This window comes from Streptococcus infantis, assembly GCF_047460875.1.
Lineage (GTDB): Bacteria > Bacillota > Bacilli > Lactobacillales > Streptococcaceae > Streptococcus > Streptococcus infantis_AA.
In genome coordinates, this window is the sequence record NZ_JASHFI010000003.1 from 55,249 (window position 1) to 74,572 (window position 19,324).

Genomic DNA, 19,324 nt, shown 5'->3' on the forward strand with positions numbered 1-19,324 from the left:
GTATAAATTGACATCAGCTCTTATTTTATCTATAATAAACACTATCTCACACGAACACAAATCCAGTTTACTAGAAATGAGTAATTCACAAATGAAGCAAAAAGAACAGAAAATCTTAGGAATCTTTGCCATCATCTTTGGAACCCTGGCACTTCTTGGTTCTTGGATACCTATTGTAAACATCCTATCATTTTTCCTTGCCATTGCCTCTTTGATTTTAGGAGTTTTGGGTATTGCCATCAATCTCAGAAACCGTAAAACATTAGCTATCATCGGGACAACCTTAGGTCTTATTTCCATTGTCCTAGTTTTAATAACTCAAGTTCTATCTACTAATGTCTTTACTGACCTTGCCAGAACCTTTAGTCACCCCTATAGAAACATCACTTTTTCAACTAATGCTGGGGAGTATGATGAACTTCCTGATAGTAGTACAACTGAGGAAGATGACGAAGAGGATACCGAATTCTTCACTTGGAGTCAGGAACAGTTCGATGCCTTGGTAGAAGGGGACACTTCTGATAGCGGGAAGGGAGGCAGCAACTACAAAGATATTATCAGGAAACACGGAATCCCAGATTCAGAAACAGATTCAGTTATGGGAGACTATGAAATAAAAAGAATCACCTATCTCTCCATCAGTTCAGATCCTAAGACAGTTGTGCTCACCTTCGTAAAACAAGAAAATGGCCAGTTTCTTCTGATCCGTAAATTTGCTGTCGGACTGGACCGAAAAGAACAATCTGATTCTGGAGTGAAAGTTTAACATAACTAAAAAGGTGCCGGGAATAGCAATCGGTAGACCAAGTCTCGATTTCTAAATCCCAACACCAGGATATTTCCACAATCCATTGGATTATGGACAATTATAGATTACTAATAACGTTTTGAGCAAAAGAAATCTTTGTTTCTTTCCTACCCTTTTGTTATCACAAGATAAACAACCCCCTTGAAAACACTGAATTTTCAAAGGGGTTATTTTTATTTTTAGAATCCGTCCACGTTTGTGTAGATTTTTTGTACGTCTTCGTCGTCTTCAAGGACTCCGTAAAGTTTTTCAAATGTTTCCAAATCTTCACCTGACAACTCAACTTCTGATTGAGGAATCATTTCTAATTCAGTTACTTGGAATTCTTCAATACCAGATTCACGCAAGGCAACGATAGCCTTGTGAAGATCAGTTGGAGCTGTGTAAACAGTGATTGTTCCTTCTTCTGCTTCTACATCGTCTACATCGACATCTGCTTCAAGCAAGAGTTCAAAGATTGCATCAGCATCTTCACCTGCAAAGACGATAACACCTTTGTTGTCAAATAGGTAAGATACAGAACCTGAAGCTCCCATGTTTCCACCGTTTTTACCAAAAGCAGCACGAACATTCGCAGCTGTACGGTTGACGTTTGAAGTCAAAGTATCAACAATCAACATAGAACCATTTGGTCCGAAACCTTCGTAACGACCTTCTGTAAAGGTTTCGTCTGTGTTTCCTTTTGCTTTATCGATAGCCTTATCAATAACGTGTTTTGGTACTTGCGCTTGTTTGGCACGATCGATAACGAATTTCAAAGCAGTGTTTAGTTCTGGATCTGGCTCACCTTTTTTAGCTGCTACATAGATTTCTACACCAAATTTTGCATATACTTTAGAGTTAGCTCCATCTTTAGCCGTTTTCTTGGCTACGATATTGGCCCATTTACGTCCCATTAGGAATCTCCTTTTTTCACATTTTAATCTTTCTTATTATAACACAAGTCTATCCGATTTTCACTAGAGGAAATGGATTTTCTTTTGTAAATTAAGCTAGGATTTCCCGCCAGTAGCCAAGAGTTTTTTGCCTTCTTTGATCCATGGATGTTTGGAAAGTGAGAAGTAAAGTTGGGCAGTCATAACTAGCCAGAGAAGGGGCTCACATAGAATCACACCTGTATAACCTGTCCAAGGAATAATCCAAGCCACGAAAATAATTTTACCAAAAAACTCGATAAAGCTTGATACAAGTGGCAAGAATTTTTGACCGAGACCCTGCAAGCTATTTCTATAGATCAATAAAAGACTCAAAAACGGATAGAATACAGAACTGATGCGTAGGTACAAAGCCCCATTTTCAATCAAGTAACCGTCTGTCGAACTTGCCAGGAAAGAAACTAGGCTAGGACTTGCAAAAAATAGTAATACACAAGCAAAGCTTGCCCAAGCCATACTGATATAACTCCCTAGTCGAAGACCGTGGACAATGCGATCTGGACGTTTTGCACCAAAGTTTTGAGAGATAAAAGTCGTCATCGATGCTGAGATAGCCGTCATTGGCAATAAGGCAAAGGCCATGATTCGGCGTGCTGCTGTCTGAGCACTGATAATGACTGCTCCAAAACTATTGACAGAGGATTGCAAAATAACACTTCCGACAGAGACGATTGAACCCATCAAGCCCATGGCTAGCCCCTGCTCTAAGAGATCGACATAGAGGGCCTTATTCCATTTAAAATCCTTCAACCTAGGAAGGAGCTCTGGAACACTCTTTCGGATATAGAGATAACAAAGGATAGCTGACAAGCCCTGGGAGATAATGGTTGCAAGACCTGCAGACTGAACACCTAACTGCAATTGTGTAATAAAATACAAATCCAGAATGACATTAACGATGGCTGAGAAAATAAGAAAACCAAGCGCCGCAAGACTATCGCCAACAGAGCGTAGCAAACCTGCAAAAAGATTATAAGCAAAGCTCACTCCCACACAGCTAACAATCATGGAGATATATTCATAGGACTGAGGGAGAATTTCTGCAGGTGTTTCTAGGTACTGTAAGAGTGGATAAAGACCAAAAAAGCCCATCAACATGACAAGCACACTCAAGATAATCCCTAAAATCCAAGTGGCTGCGACAGCTTCTTTAATCTTTGAAAAGTTACGGGCTCCATAATAGCGGGCAATCACCACTCCCATTCCATTGCCAACTCCGAGAGCAAAACCGATAATCAAGTCGAAAATAGCCGTTGTTGCTCCAACAGCCGCCAAGGAGGATGGGCCTAGAAAACGTCCAACAATCAAAATATCAGCCGTATTGTAGAGTTGCTGAAAGATATTAGACAACAAGATTGGAAAGGCGAAGCTCAAAAGCGAGGGAAGGATGGGACCATGAATCAGGTCCACAGTTGATTTTTTATTCATAAGTCTATTATATCAGCTTTCAAGAAGAGGAACAAGGTCAGACTTAGCCTCTAACTCCCAAGAAAGCGGTTGCCTAGAAACTAACAATTTGGTATAATCGTGACAGAAAAGGAGTTTATGCATGAGCTTAACCAGCCAATTAATTACAGATGTATTTCCAGACCTTGAGAAAGTTGAAAAGCTAAATATCGAAGCCTTTCCTGAAGAAGAGCGAGTGTCCCTATCTGAATTTTTACAATATCAGGATCGAGACGATGCCCACTTTTTCGCCTTTTACAACGAAGAGGAATTTGTAGGATTCGCCTTCGCCATTTCCAATCAAAAGGCTTTCTACATAAGTTTTTTTGCCATTATGCCTCATTTGCGTAGCCACGGCTATGGCAAAGAAATCATTGAAAAGCTGATTGATTTTTACCAGCGTACCATGATTCTTGAAGTTGAACGTTTGGATGAGGAATGCGATAACCTCGAACAGCGAAAATCCCGCATGGAATTCTATACACAAAATGGCTTCAAAACCGCCAATGCTTTTTTGGAGTACGAAGGTCTTAGTTTTGAGATTCTATATCGTGGCGACCACTTTGATGAAGAAGCCTACCGTGATATCTTCCAAAAATTGCAAGAAGAAAATTATTTCGACTTCTACATCGAGTACCGTCGTTTCAGCGACCACTAACCTATACTGCAGTCTTGAACTTCCCAGTAAGAAACTGCAAATTTCTCTACAATGAATACCCAATCACCTGCACTACAGGTGATTTTTTTGATTCCGAAATAAGATGAAAACTTGGAAAAAATTATCACCGCATATCACAAATAAGAGACTGGGACAAAAGTCCTAGCCTCTCAATTGTCTTTGAATTGTCGAGCAAGACGCAGTGGTTGAGTGGGCTCTACTACGCTGATTTCATCAGCTTTTACAGCCCTACTCAACTGTGCGGAGGTAGGACGACGAAATCGAATTCTAACGAATTACCGATTTCTGTCCCACTCTCTTATCATGATTTATCTTATAAAGATGTCACAAAGTTTACGCTTCTGTTCCTGCTTCAGGCATGATGAGCCAAAGAATGAGGTAAGCAAGAATTCCTGATCCACCTAGCAATGTGAAAAGAATCCAAAGTCCACGAACAAGTGTTGCATCAATATCTAAATAGTCAGCAAGACCTGCACAAACACCTGCAATTTTTTTATCTTGAACATTGCGAACTAAACGTTTTTCCATACCAACAGTCTCCTTAGCATTACTTTTATTCTCAATTTATTTTATAATCAAAGTAAATATTTTGCAATAGTCTTCCTACTTTTTACGGTGAAAATCTGTCATTCCTGCTCTCATAACCTTGTTTCTTTATTCTCATATAACAGAAAAAGTGGGGATTCCTCCACCACTTTCACTTTTTAATCTTCAATTTCGATTTCAAGATCATCGCCAAGGTCAAGAGTCACTTCTTGATTAGCTACTTCTGATTCCGCAGGTGCAACTTTTTCATCAGCTACTGCATCATCTTCAATCAAGCCAAACTTGACACGAACTTGGTGGTCAATCTCATCAAAGACTTCTGGGTGATCTGCCAAGTATTTCTTAGCATTTTCAGAACCTTGTCCGATCTTTTCGTCTTTATAAGAATACCATGCTCCTGCTTTCTTGATGATGTCAAGATCACTTGCAATCTTCAAAAGCTCACCAGTTCTTGAAATTCCTTCACCATACATGATTTCAACAAAGGCTTCTTTAAATGGTGGAGCTACCTTATTTTTAACAACCTTAATCTTGGTTTCCTTACCTACGCTCGTATCTTTTTGGTCACCAGTTCCCTTGATTTGTGTGCTTCCACGAACATCCAAACGGACAGAAGCATAGAATTTAAGGGCACGCCCACCAGGAGTTGTTTCTGGATTACCAAACATAACCCCTACTTTTTCACGCAACTGGTTGATAAAGATAGCGATAGTCTTTGTCTTGTTGATAGAAGCACCGAGTTTACGCATAGCCTGACTCATCATACGAGCTTGGAGACCAACGTGGCTATCTCCGATATCCCCATCGATTTCCGCACGAGGAACAAGGGCTGCAACAGAGTCGATAACGACAAGGTCAACCGCACCTGAATCAATCAATTTCCCCGCAATTTCAAGACCTTGCTCACCTGAGTCTGGTTGTGACAAGAGCAATTCATCGATATTAACACCAAGCGCTGCTGCATAGGCTGGGTCAAGCGCGTGCTCCGCATCGATAAAGGCTGCAATTCCGCCTTCTTTTTGGGCTTGCGCTACAGCGTGAAGGGCAACTGTTGTCTTACCTGATGATTCTGGCCCATAGATTTCGATGATACGTCCCTTTGGATAACCCCCTGATCCGAGTGCGATATCAAGAGCCAACGAACCTGAGCTCATCACTTGGACCTTTTGCTCTGCACGTTCACCCAAGCGCATGATTGATCCCTTACCGAAGTCTTTTTCGATCAATTTAAGGGCATCGTTCAAGGCTTTTTCACGATCAGCACCAAATTTTTTGCCAATTTCATCTAATTTTTTTGTTGGTTTTTTCGCCATTTTGTTCTCCTATATTCTAATAGTCCTAAGACCTTCTTCTATTATAACAAATCTCCAGCACTTAATAAAGCTTTGCGAACTAGGTTAAAGGCATGTAGGACTGCAATTTCTCGCACATCTGCTCGACTTCTGCCTGCGATATTGGCTTGGATAACTTCTGTACCCGAAGCTTGCGCCAAAGCAATAAAAACTGTACCTGCTGGATGTCCTTCTAGACTATCTGGTCCAGCTACTCCCGTCAAACTAATTCCAAAATCTGACTGGGTTTTGATGCGCGCCTGTTCAGCCATTTTTTCAGCAGTAAAGGCTGAGACGACTCCGTGTTTTTCCAATTCAGCTTGTGGAATATCAAGCATCTTAGATTTTTCCTCAAGACTATAGGTCACAAAGCCACCTTTAAAGATAGCAGATACACCTGAAAAATCTGCCAAAGTTGCTTGGAAAAGTCCTGCCGTCAAGCTTTCTGCTGCAGTGATGGTTTTCTTTTGCTTTTTCAACTCTTCTACCACCAGGCTAGCCAAACTGGTTTCTTCTCCATAGCCATAGCAAATTTCTCGAAGAGAAAGCCCCTCAAAGGTCTCTCTTTCAAGGATTTCCTCTGCTAACTCAACTAGAACACGATCCGCCTCTTCCTGACTCTTAGCCTTGGTAGACAAGCGAAGAGTCACCTCTCCAGTTTTAGCGTAAGGCGCTATGGTTGGATCCGTTTGCTGGTCAATCAAATCTGATAGAATGGTCACTAGCTGACTTTCACCAATGCCAAAGAAACGCATGACATGCGAATAAAGCTTAGAGCCTGTTGTCAATCTCGGCAACAACTCATTTAGGAGCATGGGTTTCAATTCACTTGGAGGTCCTGGTAGAACGACGTAGGTTACCCCAGCCACCTCAATCATGCCACCTACTGCTAGACCTGTTTCGTTTGGTAATGGAGTTGAACCTTGAACAATCTGAGCTTGGCGCTCGTTGTTAGGAGTACGAGCATAGTCTGGTCTTTGAGCAAAAAAACGATCTAGTTTAGCCTGAGCTTGAGGATCAAAAACCAAATCTCGGCCCAAAAATTTGGCCACAGTTTGCTTGGTCAAGTCATCTTCCGTCGGACCCAAACCTCCCGTTAGAATGACCAGATTACTACGATTGCTAGCGAGCTCCAACAAGGATAAGAGCCGACTTTCATTATCTCCCACAGCAGTCTGAAAATAGACGTCCACGCCAATTTCAGCCAACTTTTCAGACAAAAATTGAGCATTGGTATTGACAATCTGACCCGTTAAAATCTCTGTCCCTACAGCTATAATTTCTGCTTTCATTTTTCCCTCCTACTTACCTATTCGGATTTCTTTGAAAAAATCGCAGGAAAATTCCTACGATTTGATGGATAGTCTCTTGTTATTCTGACTCTTCAGAAGATGGTGGCAAGTGGCCAAAGAGATTCTCATACAAGACTATATTCGTTTCCAACTCAGTTAACTCAGGTTGATTTACTGAACGGCGCAAGAGATTCTGCATCTCTAATATATGCTCACCAGAAACGATTTGGTAAGAAATTCCGTCAATCATCTCTCCTTCACCACGTAATTGCTGGGTTTCGATATTTTTAAACGCATCCTGATACCCCATCAACTGAGGAATGGTTGTTGTTGTAATCTCAATATTTGTCTGCATATTATCACTAAGAGCCTTCAAAATGTCTTGGTAGTGACTCACACTGTTCAAACTGAGAATTTTCTCTACAACCTTTTGAATCACTTCACGCTGACGTTTTTGACGACCATAGTCCCCTTCAGGATCCTGATAGCGCATACGTGAATACACTAGCGCCTCGTCACCATTTAGGGTTTGTTCCCCAACACCGATAGAAATCGTATTAAATGGTTCCTGGTCTTGGATAGAGATTGGGAAACCTAGAGTGTTGTTTACTGTGATACCACCCACGGCATCAACCATTCTTTGAAGACCATGCATATTGACCATCACATAACGATCGATGTGGATATTCATCATTTTTTGAATAGTCGAAATAGCCAGCTCTGCGCCACCATCAGCATAGGCAGCATTGAGTTTAGCCTCTCTTACACTACCATCTGGCTGCTGGATTTGCGTCAAAATATCACGCTCCAAACTCATCATGACTGTCTTCTTGGTTTTAGGGTTTACTGTCACCAAGATCATCGAATCACTGTTACCTGCCCATGGGTCTGTACGCTCAACATTCCCTGTATCCACGCCCATCAGTAAAATCGTCAGAGGTTCAGTCGCTTCAATTACCTTGGTTTCTTCCCCGATTTTTTTATAGGTTTTGGCTAGAGTCTGCGTACCTTGCTGATAAATTGTATAGGCATAAGCTCCTACACCTAGCACCGTCACAAGGACCAAACCCAAAAACATTCCAATTATTTTTTTTACCATACTCTTATTCGTCTATCAGTTGACCCATCAGGTAAACATCTAGAAACTCTCCTCCTTCTATACAAGCACCACGTTCCTGTAATCCTTCTATGATAAAGCCTATTTTTTCATACAAATGAACGGCAGCTATATTACGTTTTTGTACTGTCAATTGTAAACGGCGAATACTACCGCTAGATTTAGCCCACTTAATCGCTTCTTCCATCAAGATACTACCAAGGCCACAGCCCCAAAAAACTTTCTTGATTCCCAAGAAAACATCTCCGATATGACGGACCCGCGGTCGTTGGTCAGCTGTAATATTGATTATGCCTGCAAGATCATCGTTCAAAAAAGCTAGTAGGGTGATTTGATTATCTGACTGGGCTTGTTGGTCAATGAACAACCCCATCTCAGACTCACTCATTGAGATTCCATTTTCATCCAAACTAGTAAAATTCGACTCTTGCCCTATCTGATCCAGAAGGTTAATGACGGCTGAGGCATCATGGATTTCTGCCTCACGAATTAAAAGATCATACTCCATCCGTCAACCTCTTTACTAAGTCTGTAGCCCTGCTACCATAAGGGTGAAAGTTAATTTCTCGTCCCTCATCTGTTTTCAAGATTTCTAACTCTAGATAGTCTTTAGGCAGGTCTTCTCCTAGCAGATGCCCCCACTCAATAACTGTTACACCTTCTCCAAAAAGGAACTCATCTAGGTCAATCGAGTCGGCATCTCCTTCGATGCGATAAACATCTAAATGATACAAGGGTAGACGACCTTCATACTCTCTAACGATGGTATAGGTTGGACTCTTAATCATTTGATGAATCTCTAACCCCTTTGCCAGACCTTTTGTTAAGGTCGTTTTCCCAGCACCTAATTCACCAGTTAAAATCAAAACATCATTTTTTTCTAGCAGAGAACCCAGCTCTTTTCCAAGTGCTATCAGCTCATCTTCATTTTTTGTGTACATGTTACTATTATACCAAAAAGTTTTCTTTTGTGACATTTCCATCAACAAAAAACGAAGTTGTGGGACAGAAATCGATGGTCCAAATCTCCTTTTCCTAATCCCAGACCAGCGGAGCATCAGCAATAGACTGAATGGTTAAAGTTTATGAATCTTAAAAATGAAACTTTGGTTAAGAAATATTTGGATAGTAAAAAACCAATCATCAGGCATTTTAAAAGTTCACTGCCCACAAAAAGGAGGTCGGGAAAAATCCCGCCCCCCTCGTTTTTAAGTTTTTGTCCTTAGTTTAGAGCCATGCTGATGTAGTTCAAGATGAACAAAGCATCCAAAATCCAGATCATAGCGTGTACGTCTTTAACTTGACCTTTGACAATTTTCGTCAAAGTGTAAGTTAGGAAACCAATTGCAATCCCCTGAGTGATTGAGTAGCTGAATCCCATAAAGATAGATGTGAAGAAAGCAGGCACTGCTTCTGACATATCATCCCAAGGGATGTTTTTCAAGTTAGAGAGCATCATGATTCCGACGATAATCAAAATTGGTGCTGTCGCTGCCGAAGGTACAATAGCAAGAAGTGGGCTAAAGAAGCTAGATAGGGCGAAACAGATAGCAACTACTAGAGCTGTCAAACCAGTACGTCCACCAGCACCAATACCTGCTGCTGACTCAATATAAGTCGTAACGTTTGAAGTACCTGCAATGGCACCAACTGAAGTCGCTACCAAATCAGAGTAAAGAGCCTTATCCAATTTATCTGACTCATGGTTTTCACCACTTGTTGCAACGATACCAACTTTTTCACCTGTACCGATAAGAGTACCGATTGTATCAAAAATATCAGTCAATGAGAAGGCAAGAATAGCCATCAAAGTTTCAGGCAAACGAGAAGTATTTGAAATCAAAGACCCTAAACCTTCTGATCCAAGACCTGCGCCAAACAAAGTTCCCAAATCGTTAATCGCTGATGAAAGGTTGTTGCTTGCAAAGTCAATGCTAGACAAATCAACAACACCAACTGCAATGGCAAGAACTGTAGTTGTTAAGATTGAAAGGATGATTCCACCTTTGATCCCCTTAACAACGAATAAGATAGTGATGGCAAGACCTGCAAGAGCTACCAAGACAGCTGGAGTGTTGAAGTCTACCAATCCTGGAACAGCTGCTGAGTTTGCAGTAAGTGCTGCTTGAGCCTTATCTGCCCCTTCACCTGCAACTGTATAAGTCCCTGGGTCAATTGAGAATTTCAAAAGACCAGCATTCTTAATCCCGACATAGGCAAGGAAAACGCCAATACCAGCTGAGATTGCTGAACGAAGAGTTGTAGGAATGGATTCGATAATCATTTTACGAACATTGGTTAATGTAATAATCAAGGAAATAATCCCACAGATGAAGACCATACCAAGGGCTTCTTGCCATGTATAGCCCATCCCAAATACAACCGTAAAGGTAAAGAAGGCATTTAGACCCATACCTGGTGCCTGAGCATATGGCAAATTCGCATAGAAGGCCATCATTGAAGTTCCTACAACCGAACCAATGATTGTTGCCAAGAATACACCCTGAACAGGCATTCCTGTTTGCGAAAGCATTTGAGGGTTTACAAAGAGAATATAACTCATTGCAAAGAAAGTTGTTAAACCAGCAAGCACCTCTGTACGGACATCTGTCCCGTGCTCTTTTAGTTTAAATAATTTGTCCATTTTTAATCTCCTTTGTCATTTTACGAACAATACTACCATTATATCACCAATCATTCATCTTTTCAAGATGTTTTTTCTAATTTTAAAAATTCTTATGAGATATTATTCTCGCTATTTTCGCTTATTATCAGCTTTTCTCTCCGCTTTTTGATATAATAGAAAACATCTTATCTGAAACTAGATTCGGGAGGATCTTATGACTAAAAAAATGATTGCCGTCGACTTGGACGGTACCTTACTTAATGGCGAAAGCAAACTATCGGATTTTACCAAGAATACTATCAAACAAATATCTAAAAAGGGCCACCATGTCGTAATTGCAACAGGTCGCCCTTATCGTATGGCTAAAGATTTTTATGATCAGCTTGAACTTGAAACGCCTATGATCAATTTCAATGGTTCACTCACTCACCTGCCTGGTAAGGTTTGGGACCATGAAAAATGCCTAACTGTTGATAAAAAATATCTCTTAGATATGGTTCAACGAAAAGAGGAAATCGAGGCAGACTTTATCGCAGGTGAATATCGTAAAAAGTTTTACATTACGGCTCCAGACAAGGAGATTGCCGACCCTAGGTTATTTGGTGTTGAAAACTTCAGACCTGAAAATCAATTTAATTCTGAGCTTGTCACCAAGGATCCTAACTGCATTTTATTGCAGACTCGCGCAAGTGACAAATATGCCCTCGCAGAAGAGATGAATCAGTTTTACAAGCACCAACTAAATATTAACACTTGGGGTGGTCCTTTAAACATCCTCGAATGTACACCTAAAGGTGTTCACAAGGCCTTTGCCCTTGAATACCTCCTCAATGTCATGAATGTGGATAGAAAAAACTTGATTGCCTTTGGCGACGAACACAATGACCAAGAGATGCTTTCCTTTGCAGGCACAGGATATGCTATGAAAAATGCTAATCCTGCTCTACTTCCTTTCGCTGACCAACAGTTGCCACTAACCAACGAGGAAGATGGAGTTGCTCACTTTTTACAGGAATTTTTCCTTTAACTTCATCCAATCTATACTTTTAGGGTAGAATTTAGCTACCTTACAAGTATGGATTTTTTTAATTACCAGAAATTGATGGAAGAAAAAGGACTTGAATCTGGTTTATTTAGATTCAAATCCCTATAAATAATGTTTATTTCTTTAATACAATACGGTCTGAAATCTCACGATCCATATCATCAATGATAATCTGGTTTTCTTCTGCTACATAAACCTTGATATCGTCTCCAACAAAGACTCGCTGGTTTTCTGGTTCGAAGGTTACCTTTTTAATTTCCTGATTTCCATCAGGCTCTACTTCCGTCCATGTTCCAGTATTTCCAGTAACGACCAATGTAATGGTGTCGCCATCATCTTGTCCCGTATAGGTTCCATCAATATTAGTTACTGAACTAGCTGTTGAACTAGAAGCAGATGTTTCCGATTTCTGACTAGTGCTCGCTTCTGCACGAGTACTTGCTTGAGAGGAAGGAGTTGACTGCGTTTTTGGGGAGCAAGCAACTAAGAGACTAAGACTTGCCAAAGCAGCAAGAGAAAGTGTGAATTTTTTTAGTGACATAGGGTCTCCTTTCTTTTAACAACTATGAAGCAACATAATACTACTGAGCCATTTCACCTCTACTATATCAAATAAAGAGAGCGGGGTCAAACATTCACAAGATAGGCACGAACCTCAGATATAAAATAGAGGGAACCTGTCACAAAAAGCAAGTCCTTCTCCCCTGCAGAAGCTTCAAAGCCATCTATAAAATCTCGATATGAAGCAATGCTTGTATAATCTCCAAAGTCTTGCTCTTCCAAGGAACCCTGATAGTCAAAACTCGTCACATAGAGAGCTGTATCAGGTAAATGCTTTGTTAAATAAGTAAGCATTCCACTATAATCTTTCCGCTTTAGGGCACCAAATAGGATTTGAGGCTGATACCCTTGCTGGATTTTTTCTTGGATAAACTCAACCAAACGCTCTAGAGCTGGTAAATTGTGAGCCCCATCCAAATAGATGTGCTCAGTGACAGCTTCTAGACGCCCAGCCCATCTGGTAGTTTTCAAAGCAAGTCGGATGACCTCTTCATTGAGCTTTTCACCTCTTTGTGTCATAAACAATAGAAACGTTTGCAAGGCCAGAGCTGCATTTTCCTCTTGATAGACTCCTTCCAAACCTAGTTTTAATTGTCTCAGTTCCGCAAGAGATGAAGAAAACTGCCCTTCTTTGAAAGAAAAATCTTTGTCAGCTTGATAGAGAGTCACACCTAAATCTTCCGAAATCTTTTGACAAACAATCTGTGCTTCCGGTGCTAGGTTGGCAATAACGGCTGACTTGCCTAACTTAAAAATCCCTGCCTTCTGCTCTGCAATTGCTCCCAGACTATCGCCCAAGGTCTCCTGGTGATCTAGGCCGATTGAAGTAATAACTGCAATCTCTCCAGTTACCACATTAGTCGTGTCCAGTAAACCGCCAATCCCGACTTCCAGCAAGACCAGATCTACCCCTTGTTCTTTAAAATAGAGTAGAGCAATTAAGGTCAGCAACTCAAAAAAGGATAGCTGATCGTGAGTTTCTAGAAGTTCTTGCTCCATCGTCTTGACTTGATCTGCTAAACGAATAAAATCTGCGTCCGATACGGGGGCGCCATTAATGCAGATACGGTCATGGATGCTGACAATGTGGGGCGAAGTAAAGGTGCCAACCGTTTTCCCATGGGCAACAAAAAGCTCCCTCATAAAAGCAATAGTTGACCCCTTGCCATTTGTCCCTGTCACATGGATAATTGGATAGGTTTGCTCAGGATTCCCCAGCAAATCTACTGCTCTTTGCATCCGTCCCAATCCTGATCTAAAATTCAATCCAATCCGACTATGAAGCCATTTTTCTACTTCAATCATGCTTATCTCCTTAACAAAAAAGCGAAGATTCTCTTCGCTTTTTACTCATTTTGCTAGATACTAGCTAAATCTTATTTTTAGCGTCAGGCTAAAAACGTCCACCGAATGTTCCAACTCTATCCAGTTTCTGGGAGTTGGGGTAAAAACATCCACTGGATGTTCCTGCTTTTTCTTCTTTCTAGAAGCAGGGCTAAAAACATCCCCCGGATGTTTTTACTCCTCCATAAAGCTGTTGAAGACTTCTTCAATCATGTTCCATTCATCTTCTGAATCTTCAGGGATTGGTTGCAATTCGCCTTCTGTTCCATCTTCATTTTCGATGAATGAGTAAGCTTGGATTTCAACTTCGCCGTTTTCATCTTCTTCTGCATTAACTGGTACAAGAAGAACATAGTTTTTACCAAATTCTTCTTTTCCGTCAATAGTCAAAAGGATTTCAAATAAAGTTTCGTTTCCTTGCTCATCTACAAGTGTAATAAGTTCACGTTCTTCGTGATCGTGGTTGTGATCGTGTGACATAGTTTCTCCTCTGTCTTAAAATTTTCTATCTAAATAATTTTGCAAAATCAATTGAGCAGCTAATTTATCAATAACTTTTTTACGTTTATTGCGACTAATATCTGCTTGCTCAATCAACATACGCTCAGCGGCAACCGTAGTCAAGCGTTCATCTTGATAATCTACCGGTAAGCCAAAGAGCTCTACCAACTTCTCGCCATATGCCTGGCTAGCTTCCACCCGCGGTCCACTGGTATTGTTCATGTTTTTAGGCAAACCGACAACAAACTGCTCCACTTTATAGGCTTCAACCAATTCTTTGAGACGTTCAAAACCAAACTGACCTTGTTCTTCATTGATTTGGATGATTTCAAGCCCTTGAGCCGTAAACCCAAGTGGGTCGCTAATCGCTACGCCTACCGTTTTTGAACCAACGTCCAATCCCATAATTCTCATAGATTATAGATCGACTCCTTGTCCTTTAAGGTAGTAGCGAACCAGTTCTTCAACGATTTCATCTCGCTCATACTTACGGATTTGATTTCGTGCATTGTTATAACGAGGAACGTAAGCTGGGTCTCCACTGAGAACATAGCCCACGATCTGGTTAATAGGGTTATAGCCCTTTTCGTTCAAGGAAGCGTAGACATCTGTCAATGTTTCGCTGATTTCTTTTTTATTGGAATCGTCCAATTTAAAACGTACGGTTTCTTCAGTAAATCCCATTCTAACACCCTCTTTCCTTAGAATAGTACTATTATAGCACATTCGCGGTCGTTCTACAAATCACACAGTCTGATTCTGCTGATTTTCTCTGACTTTTTACTGGACTGTTGCCCCATTTGCAACACGATTAGCAATATAGTCCTCTGGTTCGTTTTTCAATAGATTTTCCAGTCCAACATTCTTCAAGTATTCGTTTTCACTGGCTTTTTTAATATCCATCGTTTGGAAATCATAGCTAGTTTTGGTTTCCATTTCTTTCTCATTTAAAAGAGTCGTTTCGATGGTAAAGCCTGAAATTTTTCGAGCTGCTTGCACAGACTCATCCTTGTCCTCAGCTTCTTTAAGAGCTTTTTTAGCTTCATCTAATCCTCGTTCAGAAATATAAGTTTTTAAATCTTCTGATACAGGACGTTTTTGCTGAATAGTCAAACTCAAAAATTGACTGCCTTTGTAGGTAATGATTTGAGTTTGCTGAGCACCACTCTCATCAGTTGGTAACACCAAGGTCTTGGTCACAACCGTATTCTTGGTTGCATTTTCTAATACGGGCAAGGTTGACTGCAGGGCTTCTTGAGAACTCTCAGTAGTTGAAGAGGCCGTATCTTTTTTCTGACCACAGCCAACAAGTAAAAATAGCGCTGCAAATGTTCCAATGACTAACTTTTTCATAAATCCTCACATGTTATCAAATTTAAATATTAGAGAAGGCTAGGAGTCACTCCCAGCCTTGATGTTTTATAGAGCCGCACGTAAACGCGCTTCTGCATTTTCCACATTACGGACAGAGCGTGGCAAAAAGGCACGGATATCGTCTTCTTTATAGCCGACTTGTAGGCGTTTCTCATCTACAAGAATCGGACTTTTCAAGATACGTGGTGTTTCCATGATTAGGTTGAGCACTTCATTGACACTCAAATCTTCGATATCAACACCAAGGGCCTTTGCATAACGATTTTTCGATGATACGATACTTGCAATTCCATTGTCTGTTTTTGTCAAAATATCAAGTAGTTCTTCTCTCGTGATTCCTTCCTTACCGAGGTTTTGTTCTTTATAACTTAACTGGTGGGCATTGAGCCAGGTCTTAGCTTTTTTACAGCTAGTACAACTTGAGACTGTATAAATTTTAATCATGTACCTACCCCTTTCGCTACATGTTACTATCAGTTTAATCTATTATACCATAAAAAACATCGGACTTGCGACCTATTTTTGAAAAAATTTCACTTTTTTCGTGTTTTTTTAACTTTTTTCTTGACAAAATACGAACTATAACCATTCTTTATATTTTTTTATATAAAAATTCTTGATTGTTGTGACACATATCATATATAAGAAAATAGTGAGGGTTAAGAATAGGAAATAAGGAAGTCCTAATGGAGCTAAATGAAGAATATTTACCAGCGGTCCATAAGGCAGACTGGTTACAAAAAGGGCTGCAACCAAAGTTGTCAAAATCACAAGCCAAGCTGGTCTGCTTTGTACAAAAGGAACTTTTGCTGTACGAAGCATATGGATAACCATGGTTTGAGACCACATAGATTCGATGAACCATCCTGTTTGGAACAAGATAATAAACTGAAGGGCAGATTCTGACCCATGAACATAGTGATGACCTGTTACCAAAGGAACAATGATAAAGTAGAGGAAGATAAAGGTCAAAATGTCAAAGATAGATGAGATTGGACCCATCCAAACCATAAATCGAGTAATGGATTTTGCTTCCCATGTATGGGGCTGTTTTAGGAAGTCTTGATCCACGTTATCAAACGGCAATGCCACACAGGACAAATCATAGACTAGGTTTAGGACAATGAGATGAACAGGAGCCATTGGTAAAAATGGCAAGAAGATACTCGCAACCAGTAGTGAGAAGATATTTCCAAAGTTCGAACTAACGGTCATCTTGATGTACTTGGTCATGTTGGCGTAGACCTTACGACCTTCAACGATACCCTTTTCCAGAACCATGAGATCCTTGTCTAGCAAAATAACATCCGCTGTTTCCTTTGCGATATCTACTGCTGTATCAACGGAAATTCCGACATCTGCCACCTTCATGGATGGGGCATCATTAATACCGTCACCCATATAACCAACACCGTGACCATTTTTCTTTAACTGTAGAATAATCCGCGCTTTTTGGTCAGGAGATAATTTAGCAAAGACTGTTACACTTTCAACCGCTTCTGCCAATTCTTGGTCAGTCATTTGGTCGATATCAGCTCCCAAAAGGATGTATTCAACGTCCAAACCAACCTTTTCACAGATGGCTTGGGTTACTTTTTCATTATCGCCAGTTAAAATTTTTGTTCTGACACCATGCTCAAGCAGAGCTTGAATAGCGGGTGCTGCAGATGGTTTTGGTGGATCCAAGAAGGCAAGGTATCCTGTAAGGATCATGTCACTTTCATCAGTCACAGCATAGGCATAATCTTCACGTAGACCTGACTTGTACCCAACACCTAAGACACGCAAACCTTGACGATTTAATTGACCAACTTCTGCTAGTACTTCTTGGCGAATGTCTTCGGTTAGGGGTATGATCTCTCCGCGGTACTCCACGTGTGTCGAAATGTTCAACATTTCTTCTAAAGCGCCTTTGGTAACCATACTAACGACATTGCTATCGTCTTTGACGATGACACTCATGCGTCTACGTTCAAAATCAAATGGAAGTTCATCGATTTTTTGGAAGCTAGTATCTAAATTTTGTAGGATAACATGTTCTTTAGCTTCTTTTTCAGTTCTATTGATAATGGCACGGTCCATTAAGTTTTTCAAACCAGTTTGGAAATGTGAATTTAGATAAGCTCTTCTTAAGACAGCCATATCTAAATTACCATGGATATCCAAAGGGTATTCTAAGACAATCTCATCTTGCGTTAGAGTTCCAGTTTTGTCCGTACAAAGGATATCAATTGCTCCTAAATCCTGGATAGCATTTAGTTTTTTGATAACTACCTTTTCCTTGGCCATAATAATGGAACCTTTGGCCAAGCTGGCTGTGATAATCATTGGAAGCATTTCTGGTGTAAGTCCGACACCAACGCTCAAGGCAAATACTCCGGCTTCTAGCCAGTCTCCGTCGGTCAATCCATTTGCGAAAAACACGATTGGAACCATGACAAGCATCAAGCGGATCAAAAGCCAAGAAATGCTGTTCATTTCACGTTCAAAAGAAGTTGGTTCATCGTAGGTGTTGAGAGTCTGTTCAATAGCTCCCATCATGGTGTCATCACCAACAGCTAAAACCATAGCTGTAGCACTTCCTGAGATAACGTTTGTCCCCATGAATGCCAAAGATTCTGCTTCTAAAAGACTCTCTACATTTTGATTAGTAGCTTTATTTAAAGCCAGTTTTTCGACTGCATCACTTTCTCCAGTCAAACCTGACTGTTGAATGAAAAAGTCGCGTGATTCAAATAAGATGACATCTGCTGGAATCATATCTCCAGCGCTCAATTTCACGAGATCTCCCACAACCAACTCATCGATGGGTAACTCTTGTTCAAGACCATCACGAATAACAGTTGCAGTGTTGACAATCATTTTTGAAAGATTGGTTGTCGCCTTGTCGCTCCTCAACTCTTGGACAAAACGGATGCCTCCTGAAATCAAAACCAAGACAACGATAATAATAGAGGTCGTAGGGTCCTCTTGGCCAGGTTTTGCAAGCCAGACGTTTGTAACGAGAGAAATAAAGGCAATCACAAGCAAAATGATTGTGAAAGGATTGATAATGGATTCATAAATCTTTTTAAAGATAGAATCCTCTTGGCCCTTGGTGATGGTGTTTTCACCATATAGGTCACGGTTTTCTTCGACTTGTTCTTGGTCTAAGCCTTTTAGACTTGTATGGTAAAAAGCTAGACTATCTTTTAATGGAGTTTGAATAGCTGCTGCTAGTCTTTCTTTTGTAGTTTTCATTGGTTTCTCCTATCTGTATGAATGGTGATTTCATACTCAATGAAAATCAAAGAGCAAACTAGGAAACTAGCCACAGGCTGTACTTGAGTACGGCAAGGCGACGTTGACGTGGTTTGAATTTGATTTTCGAAGAGTATCATACACAGAGGCCAATCACTTTATAGGGACAAAACGACACAAATCAGCGATTGGCTGTGTATGTGCGGTTCTGGATGATCGTCAATTTGCATCGTTTGTCTCCTTTCTTTGTTTTAAAACAACAGAAAATCCTGCCATAAAATGGCAGGACTAAAAAACTTATTATCTGTTTTCGTTCAAGCTTTAACTCCATAGGGCGATGTAATGAGCTTAGTCTTGACCTTCGCGACCAGGACTGTTGACCAACGAGTAGTGTCTCCACTGCTTTGCGGTAGTCATCCGTATCCCTATGGTAGCCTCACCTACCGTTTTCGCCTTTCAGTATAAACCTTTAACTAGTA

Annotated in this window: 20 protein-coding genes and 1 riboswitch; of the genes, 3 read left to right on the plus strand and 17 right to left on the minus strand. The window is 40.6% G+C overall.

What is annotated here, in order from left to right:
- Positions 1-91 precede the first annotated feature (91 nt).
- Positions 92-766 (plus strand): CD20-like domain-containing protein, encoded by a 675-nt coding sequence (locus QM887_RS03660; RefSeq protein ID WP_075227885.1) that lies wholly within the window; start codon positions 92-94, stop codon positions 764-766.
- A 221-nt stretch (positions 767-987) separates the two neighbouring features.
- On the opposite strand, the gene QM887_RS03665 is transcribed toward QM887_RS03660, so the two are convergent.
- Positions 988-1,704, minus strand: coding sequence for a YebC/PmpR family DNA-binding transcriptional regulator (locus QM887_RS03665; RefSeq protein WP_045762594.1), 717 nt, complete (start codon positions 1,702-1,704; stop codon positions 988-990).
- A gap of 96 nt (positions 1,705-1,800) precedes the next feature.
- The gene (locus QM887_RS03670; RefSeq protein WP_414270558.1) at positions 1,801-3,171 is read right to left on the minus strand and encodes an MATE family efflux transporter; all 1,371 of its coding nucleotides are present in this window, start codon (positions 3,169-3,171) and stop codon (positions 1,801-1,803) included.
- Positions 3,172-3,292: 121 nt separating this feature from the next.
- Here QM887_RS03670 and QM887_RS03675 point away from each other — a divergent pair, with 121 nt between their 5' ends.
- Positions 3,293-3,847 carry a GNAT family N-acetyltransferase gene (locus QM887_RS03675; RefSeq protein ID WP_414270559.1) on the plus strand — a complete coding sequence of 185 codons (555 nt, stop codon included), beginning with the start codon at positions 3,293-3,295 and terminating at the stop codon, positions 3,845-3,847.
- Positions 3,848-4,201: 354 nt separating this feature from the next.
- On the opposite strand, the gene QM887_RS03680 is transcribed toward QM887_RS03675, so the two are convergent.
- From QM887_RS03680 to QM887_RS03710, 7 genes are all read right to left on the minus strand, one after another.
- Entirely contained in the window at positions 4,202-4,396 is a 195-nt protein-coding gene (locus QM887_RS03680) for a PspC domain-containing protein (protein WP_075229618.1), read from the minus strand.
- Between the two features lie 176 nt (positions 4,397-4,572).
- On the minus strand, positions 4,573-5,727 hold the full coding sequence (gene recA / locus QM887_RS03685; RefSeq protein WP_045762591.1) for a recombinase RecA: 1,155 nt from the start codon (positions 5,725-5,727) through the stop codon (positions 4,573-4,575).
- A gap of 41 nt (positions 5,728-5,768) precedes the next feature.
- Positions 5,769-7,037, minus strand: a complete 1,269-nt coding sequence (locus QM887_RS03690; RefSeq protein WP_414270560.1) for a competence/damage-inducible protein A — start codon at positions 7,035-7,037, stop codon at positions 5,769-5,771.
- Positions 7,038-7,116: 79 nt separating this feature from the next.
- Entirely contained in the window at positions 7,117-8,136 is a 1,020-nt protein-coding gene (gene brpA / locus QM887_RS03695; RefSeq protein WP_414270561.1) for a biofilm formation/cell division transcriptional regulator BrpA, read from the minus strand.
- Between the two features lie 4 nt (positions 8,137-8,140).
- A complete protein-coding gene (locus QM887_RS03700) occupies positions 8,141-8,662 on the minus strand; it encodes an N-acetyltransferase family protein (protein WP_414270562.1) in 522 nt (173 codons plus the stop codon).
- Positions 8,652-9,095 carry a tRNA (adenosine(37)-N6)-threonylcarbamoyltransferase complex ATPase subunit type 1 TsaE gene (gene tsaE, locus QM887_RS03705; protein ID WP_414270563.1) on the minus strand — a complete coding sequence of 148 codons (444 nt, stop codon included), beginning with the start codon at positions 9,093-9,095 and terminating at the stop codon, positions 8,652-8,654. The genes QM887_RS03700 and tsaE overlap by 11 nt, the downstream gene beginning before the upstream one ends.
- A 281-nt stretch (positions 9,096-9,376) precedes the next feature.
- Positions 9,377-10,798, minus strand: coding sequence for an NCS2 family permease (locus tag QM887_RS03710; protein WP_414270564.1), 1,422 nt, complete (start codon positions 10,796-10,798; stop codon positions 9,377-9,379).
- A 196-nt stretch (positions 10,799-10,994) separates the two neighbouring features.
- On the opposite strand from QM887_RS03710, the gene QM887_RS03715 reads away from it, so the two are divergent.
- Positions 10,995-11,807 (plus strand): Cof-type HAD-IIB family hydrolase, encoded by an 813-nt coding sequence (locus QM887_RS03715; RefSeq protein WP_414270566.1) that lies wholly within the window; start codon positions 10,995-10,997, stop codon positions 11,805-11,807.
- A 133-nt stretch (positions 11,808-11,940) separates the two neighbouring features.
- Here QM887_RS03715 and QM887_RS03720 read toward each other — a convergent pair whose 3' ends face one another.
- The 8 genes from QM887_RS03720 to mgtA all read right to left on the minus strand — a co-directional run bounded on the left by QM887_RS03720 (position 11,941) and on the right by mgtA (position 18,845).
- A complete protein-coding gene (locus QM887_RS03720) occupies positions 11,941-12,366 on the minus strand; it encodes an SP_0198 family lipoprotein (protein WP_414270568.1) in 426 nt (141 codons plus the stop codon).
- An 86-nt stretch (positions 12,367-12,452) separates the two neighbouring features.
- The gene (locus tag QM887_RS03725) at positions 12,453-13,691 is read right to left on the minus strand and encodes a bifunctional folylpolyglutamate synthase/dihydrofolate synthase (protein ID WP_414270569.1); all 1,239 of its coding nucleotides are present in this window, start codon (positions 13,689-13,691) and stop codon (positions 12,453-12,455) included.
- 213 nt (positions 13,692-13,904) lie between these two features.
- The gene (locus QM887_RS03730; RefSeq protein WP_000017624.1) at positions 13,905-14,210 is read right to left on the minus strand and encodes a DUF1292 domain-containing protein; all 306 of its coding nucleotides are present in this window, start codon (positions 14,208-14,210) and stop codon (positions 13,905-13,907) included.
- 15 nt (positions 14,211-14,225) lie between these two features.
- Positions 14,226-14,645, minus strand: a complete 420-nt coding sequence (gene ruvX / locus QM887_RS03735; RefSeq protein WP_311522501.1) for a Holliday junction resolvase RuvX — start codon at positions 14,643-14,645, stop codon at positions 14,226-14,228.
- A gap of 3 nt (positions 14,646-14,648) precedes the next feature.
- Complete coding sequence (locus tag QM887_RS03740; RefSeq protein WP_000507060.1) at positions 14,649-14,915, minus strand: IreB family regulatory phosphoprotein; 267 nt, start codon at positions 14,913-14,915, stop codon at positions 14,649-14,651.
- 96 nt (positions 14,916-15,011) lie between these two features.
- Positions 15,012-15,584 carry an SP0191 family lipoprotein gene (locus tag QM887_RS03745; RefSeq protein ID WP_414270570.1) on the minus strand — a complete coding sequence of 191 codons (573 nt, stop codon included), beginning with the start codon at positions 15,582-15,584 and terminating at the stop codon, positions 15,012-15,014.
- Between the two features lie 66 nt (positions 15,585-15,650).
- The gene (gene spx, locus QM887_RS03750; RefSeq protein WP_000591165.1) at positions 15,651-16,049 is read right to left on the minus strand and encodes a transcriptional regulator Spx; all 399 of its coding nucleotides are present in this window, start codon (positions 16,047-16,049) and stop codon (positions 15,651-15,653) included.
- A 135-nt stretch (positions 16,050-16,184) separates the two neighbouring features.
- A complete protein-coding gene (gene mgtA / locus QM887_RS03755; RefSeq protein WP_414270571.1) occupies positions 16,185-18,845 on the minus strand; it encodes a magnesium-translocating P-type ATPase in 2,661 nt (886 codons plus the stop codon).
- Positions 18,846-19,143: 298 nt separating this feature from the next.
- Positions 19,144-19,297, minus strand: a riboswitch (M-box (ykoK) riboswitch).
- Positions 19,298-19,324 lie beyond the last annotated feature (27 nt).

Excerpts from the sequence above, each read along its gene's own strand:
- QM887_RS03720 (WP_414270568.1), bottom strand. The coding sequence starts at position 12,366 with ATGTCACTAAAAAAATTCACACTTTCTCTTGCTGCTTTGGCAAGTCTT.
- QM887_RS03730 (WP_000017624.1), bottom strand. The coding sequence starts at position 14,210 with ATGTCACACGATCACAACCACGATCACGAAGAACGTGAACTTATTACA.
- QM887_RS03715 (WP_414270566.1), top strand. The coding sequence starts at position 10,995 with ATGACTAAAAAAATGATTGCCGTCGACTTGGACGGTACCTTACTTAAT.
- QM887_RS03665 (WP_045762594.1), bottom strand. The coding sequence starts at position 1,704 with ATGGGACGTAAATGGGCCAATATCGTAGCCAAGAAAACGGCTAAAGAT.
- QM887_RS03745 (WP_414270570.1), bottom strand. The coding sequence starts at position 15,584 with ATGAAAAAGTTAGTCATTGGAACATTTGCAGCGCTATTTTTACTTGTT.
- mgtA (WP_414270571.1), bottom strand. The coding sequence starts at position 18,845 with ATGAAAACTACAAAAGAAAGACTAGCAGCAGCTATTCAAACTCCATTA.
- QM887_RS03670 (WP_414270558.1), bottom strand. The coding sequence starts at position 3,171 with ATGAATAAAAAATCAACTGTGGACCTGATTCATGGTCCCATCCTTCCC.
- QM887_RS03700 (WP_414270562.1), bottom strand. The coding sequence starts at position 8,662 with ATGGAGTATGATCTTTTAATTCGTGAGGCAGAAATCCATGATGCCTCA.
- spx (WP_000591165.1), bottom strand. The coding sequence starts at position 16,049 with ATGATTAAAATTTATACAGTCTCAAGTTGTACTAGCTGTAAAAAAGCT.
- ruvX (WP_311522501.1), bottom strand. The coding sequence starts at position 14,645 with ATGAGAATTATGGGATTGGACGTTGGTTCAAAAACGGTAGGCGTAGCG.
- QM887_RS03740 (WP_000507060.1), bottom strand. The coding sequence starts at position 14,915 with ATGGGATTTACTGAAGAAACCGTACGTTTTAAATTGGACGATTCCAAT.
- brpA (WP_414270561.1), bottom strand. The coding sequence starts at position 8,136 with ATGGTAAAAAAAATAATTGGAATGTTTTTGGGTTTGGTCCTTGTGACG.
- recA (WP_045762591.1), bottom strand. The coding sequence starts at position 5,727 with ATGGCGAAAAAACCAACAAAAAAATTAGATGAAATTGGCAAAAAATTT.
- QM887_RS03710 (WP_414270564.1), bottom strand. The coding sequence starts at position 10,798 with ATGGACAAATTATTTAAACTAAAAGAGCACGGGACAGATGTCCGTACA.
- QM887_RS03675 (WP_414270559.1), top strand. The coding sequence starts at position 3,293 with ATGAGCTTAACCAGCCAATTAATTACAGATGTATTTCCAGACCTTGAG.
- tsaE (WP_414270563.1), bottom strand. The coding sequence starts at position 9,095 with ATGTACACAAAAAATGAAGATGAGCTGATAGCACTTGGAAAAGAGCTG.
- QM887_RS03725 (WP_414270569.1), bottom strand. The coding sequence starts at position 13,691 with ATGATTGAAGTAGAAAAATGGCTTCATAGTCGGATTGGATTGAATTTT.
- QM887_RS03680 (WP_075229618.1), bottom strand. The coding sequence starts at position 4,396 with ATGGAAAAACGTTTAGTTCGCAATGTTCAAGATAAAAAAATTGCAGGT.
- QM887_RS03660 (WP_075227885.1), top strand. The coding sequence starts at position 92 with ATGAAGCAAAAAGAACAGAAAATCTTAGGAATCTTTGCCATCATCTTT.
- QM887_RS03690 (WP_414270560.1), bottom strand. The coding sequence starts at position 7,037 with ATGAAAGCAGAAATTATAGCTGTAGGGACAGAGATTTTAACGGGTCAG.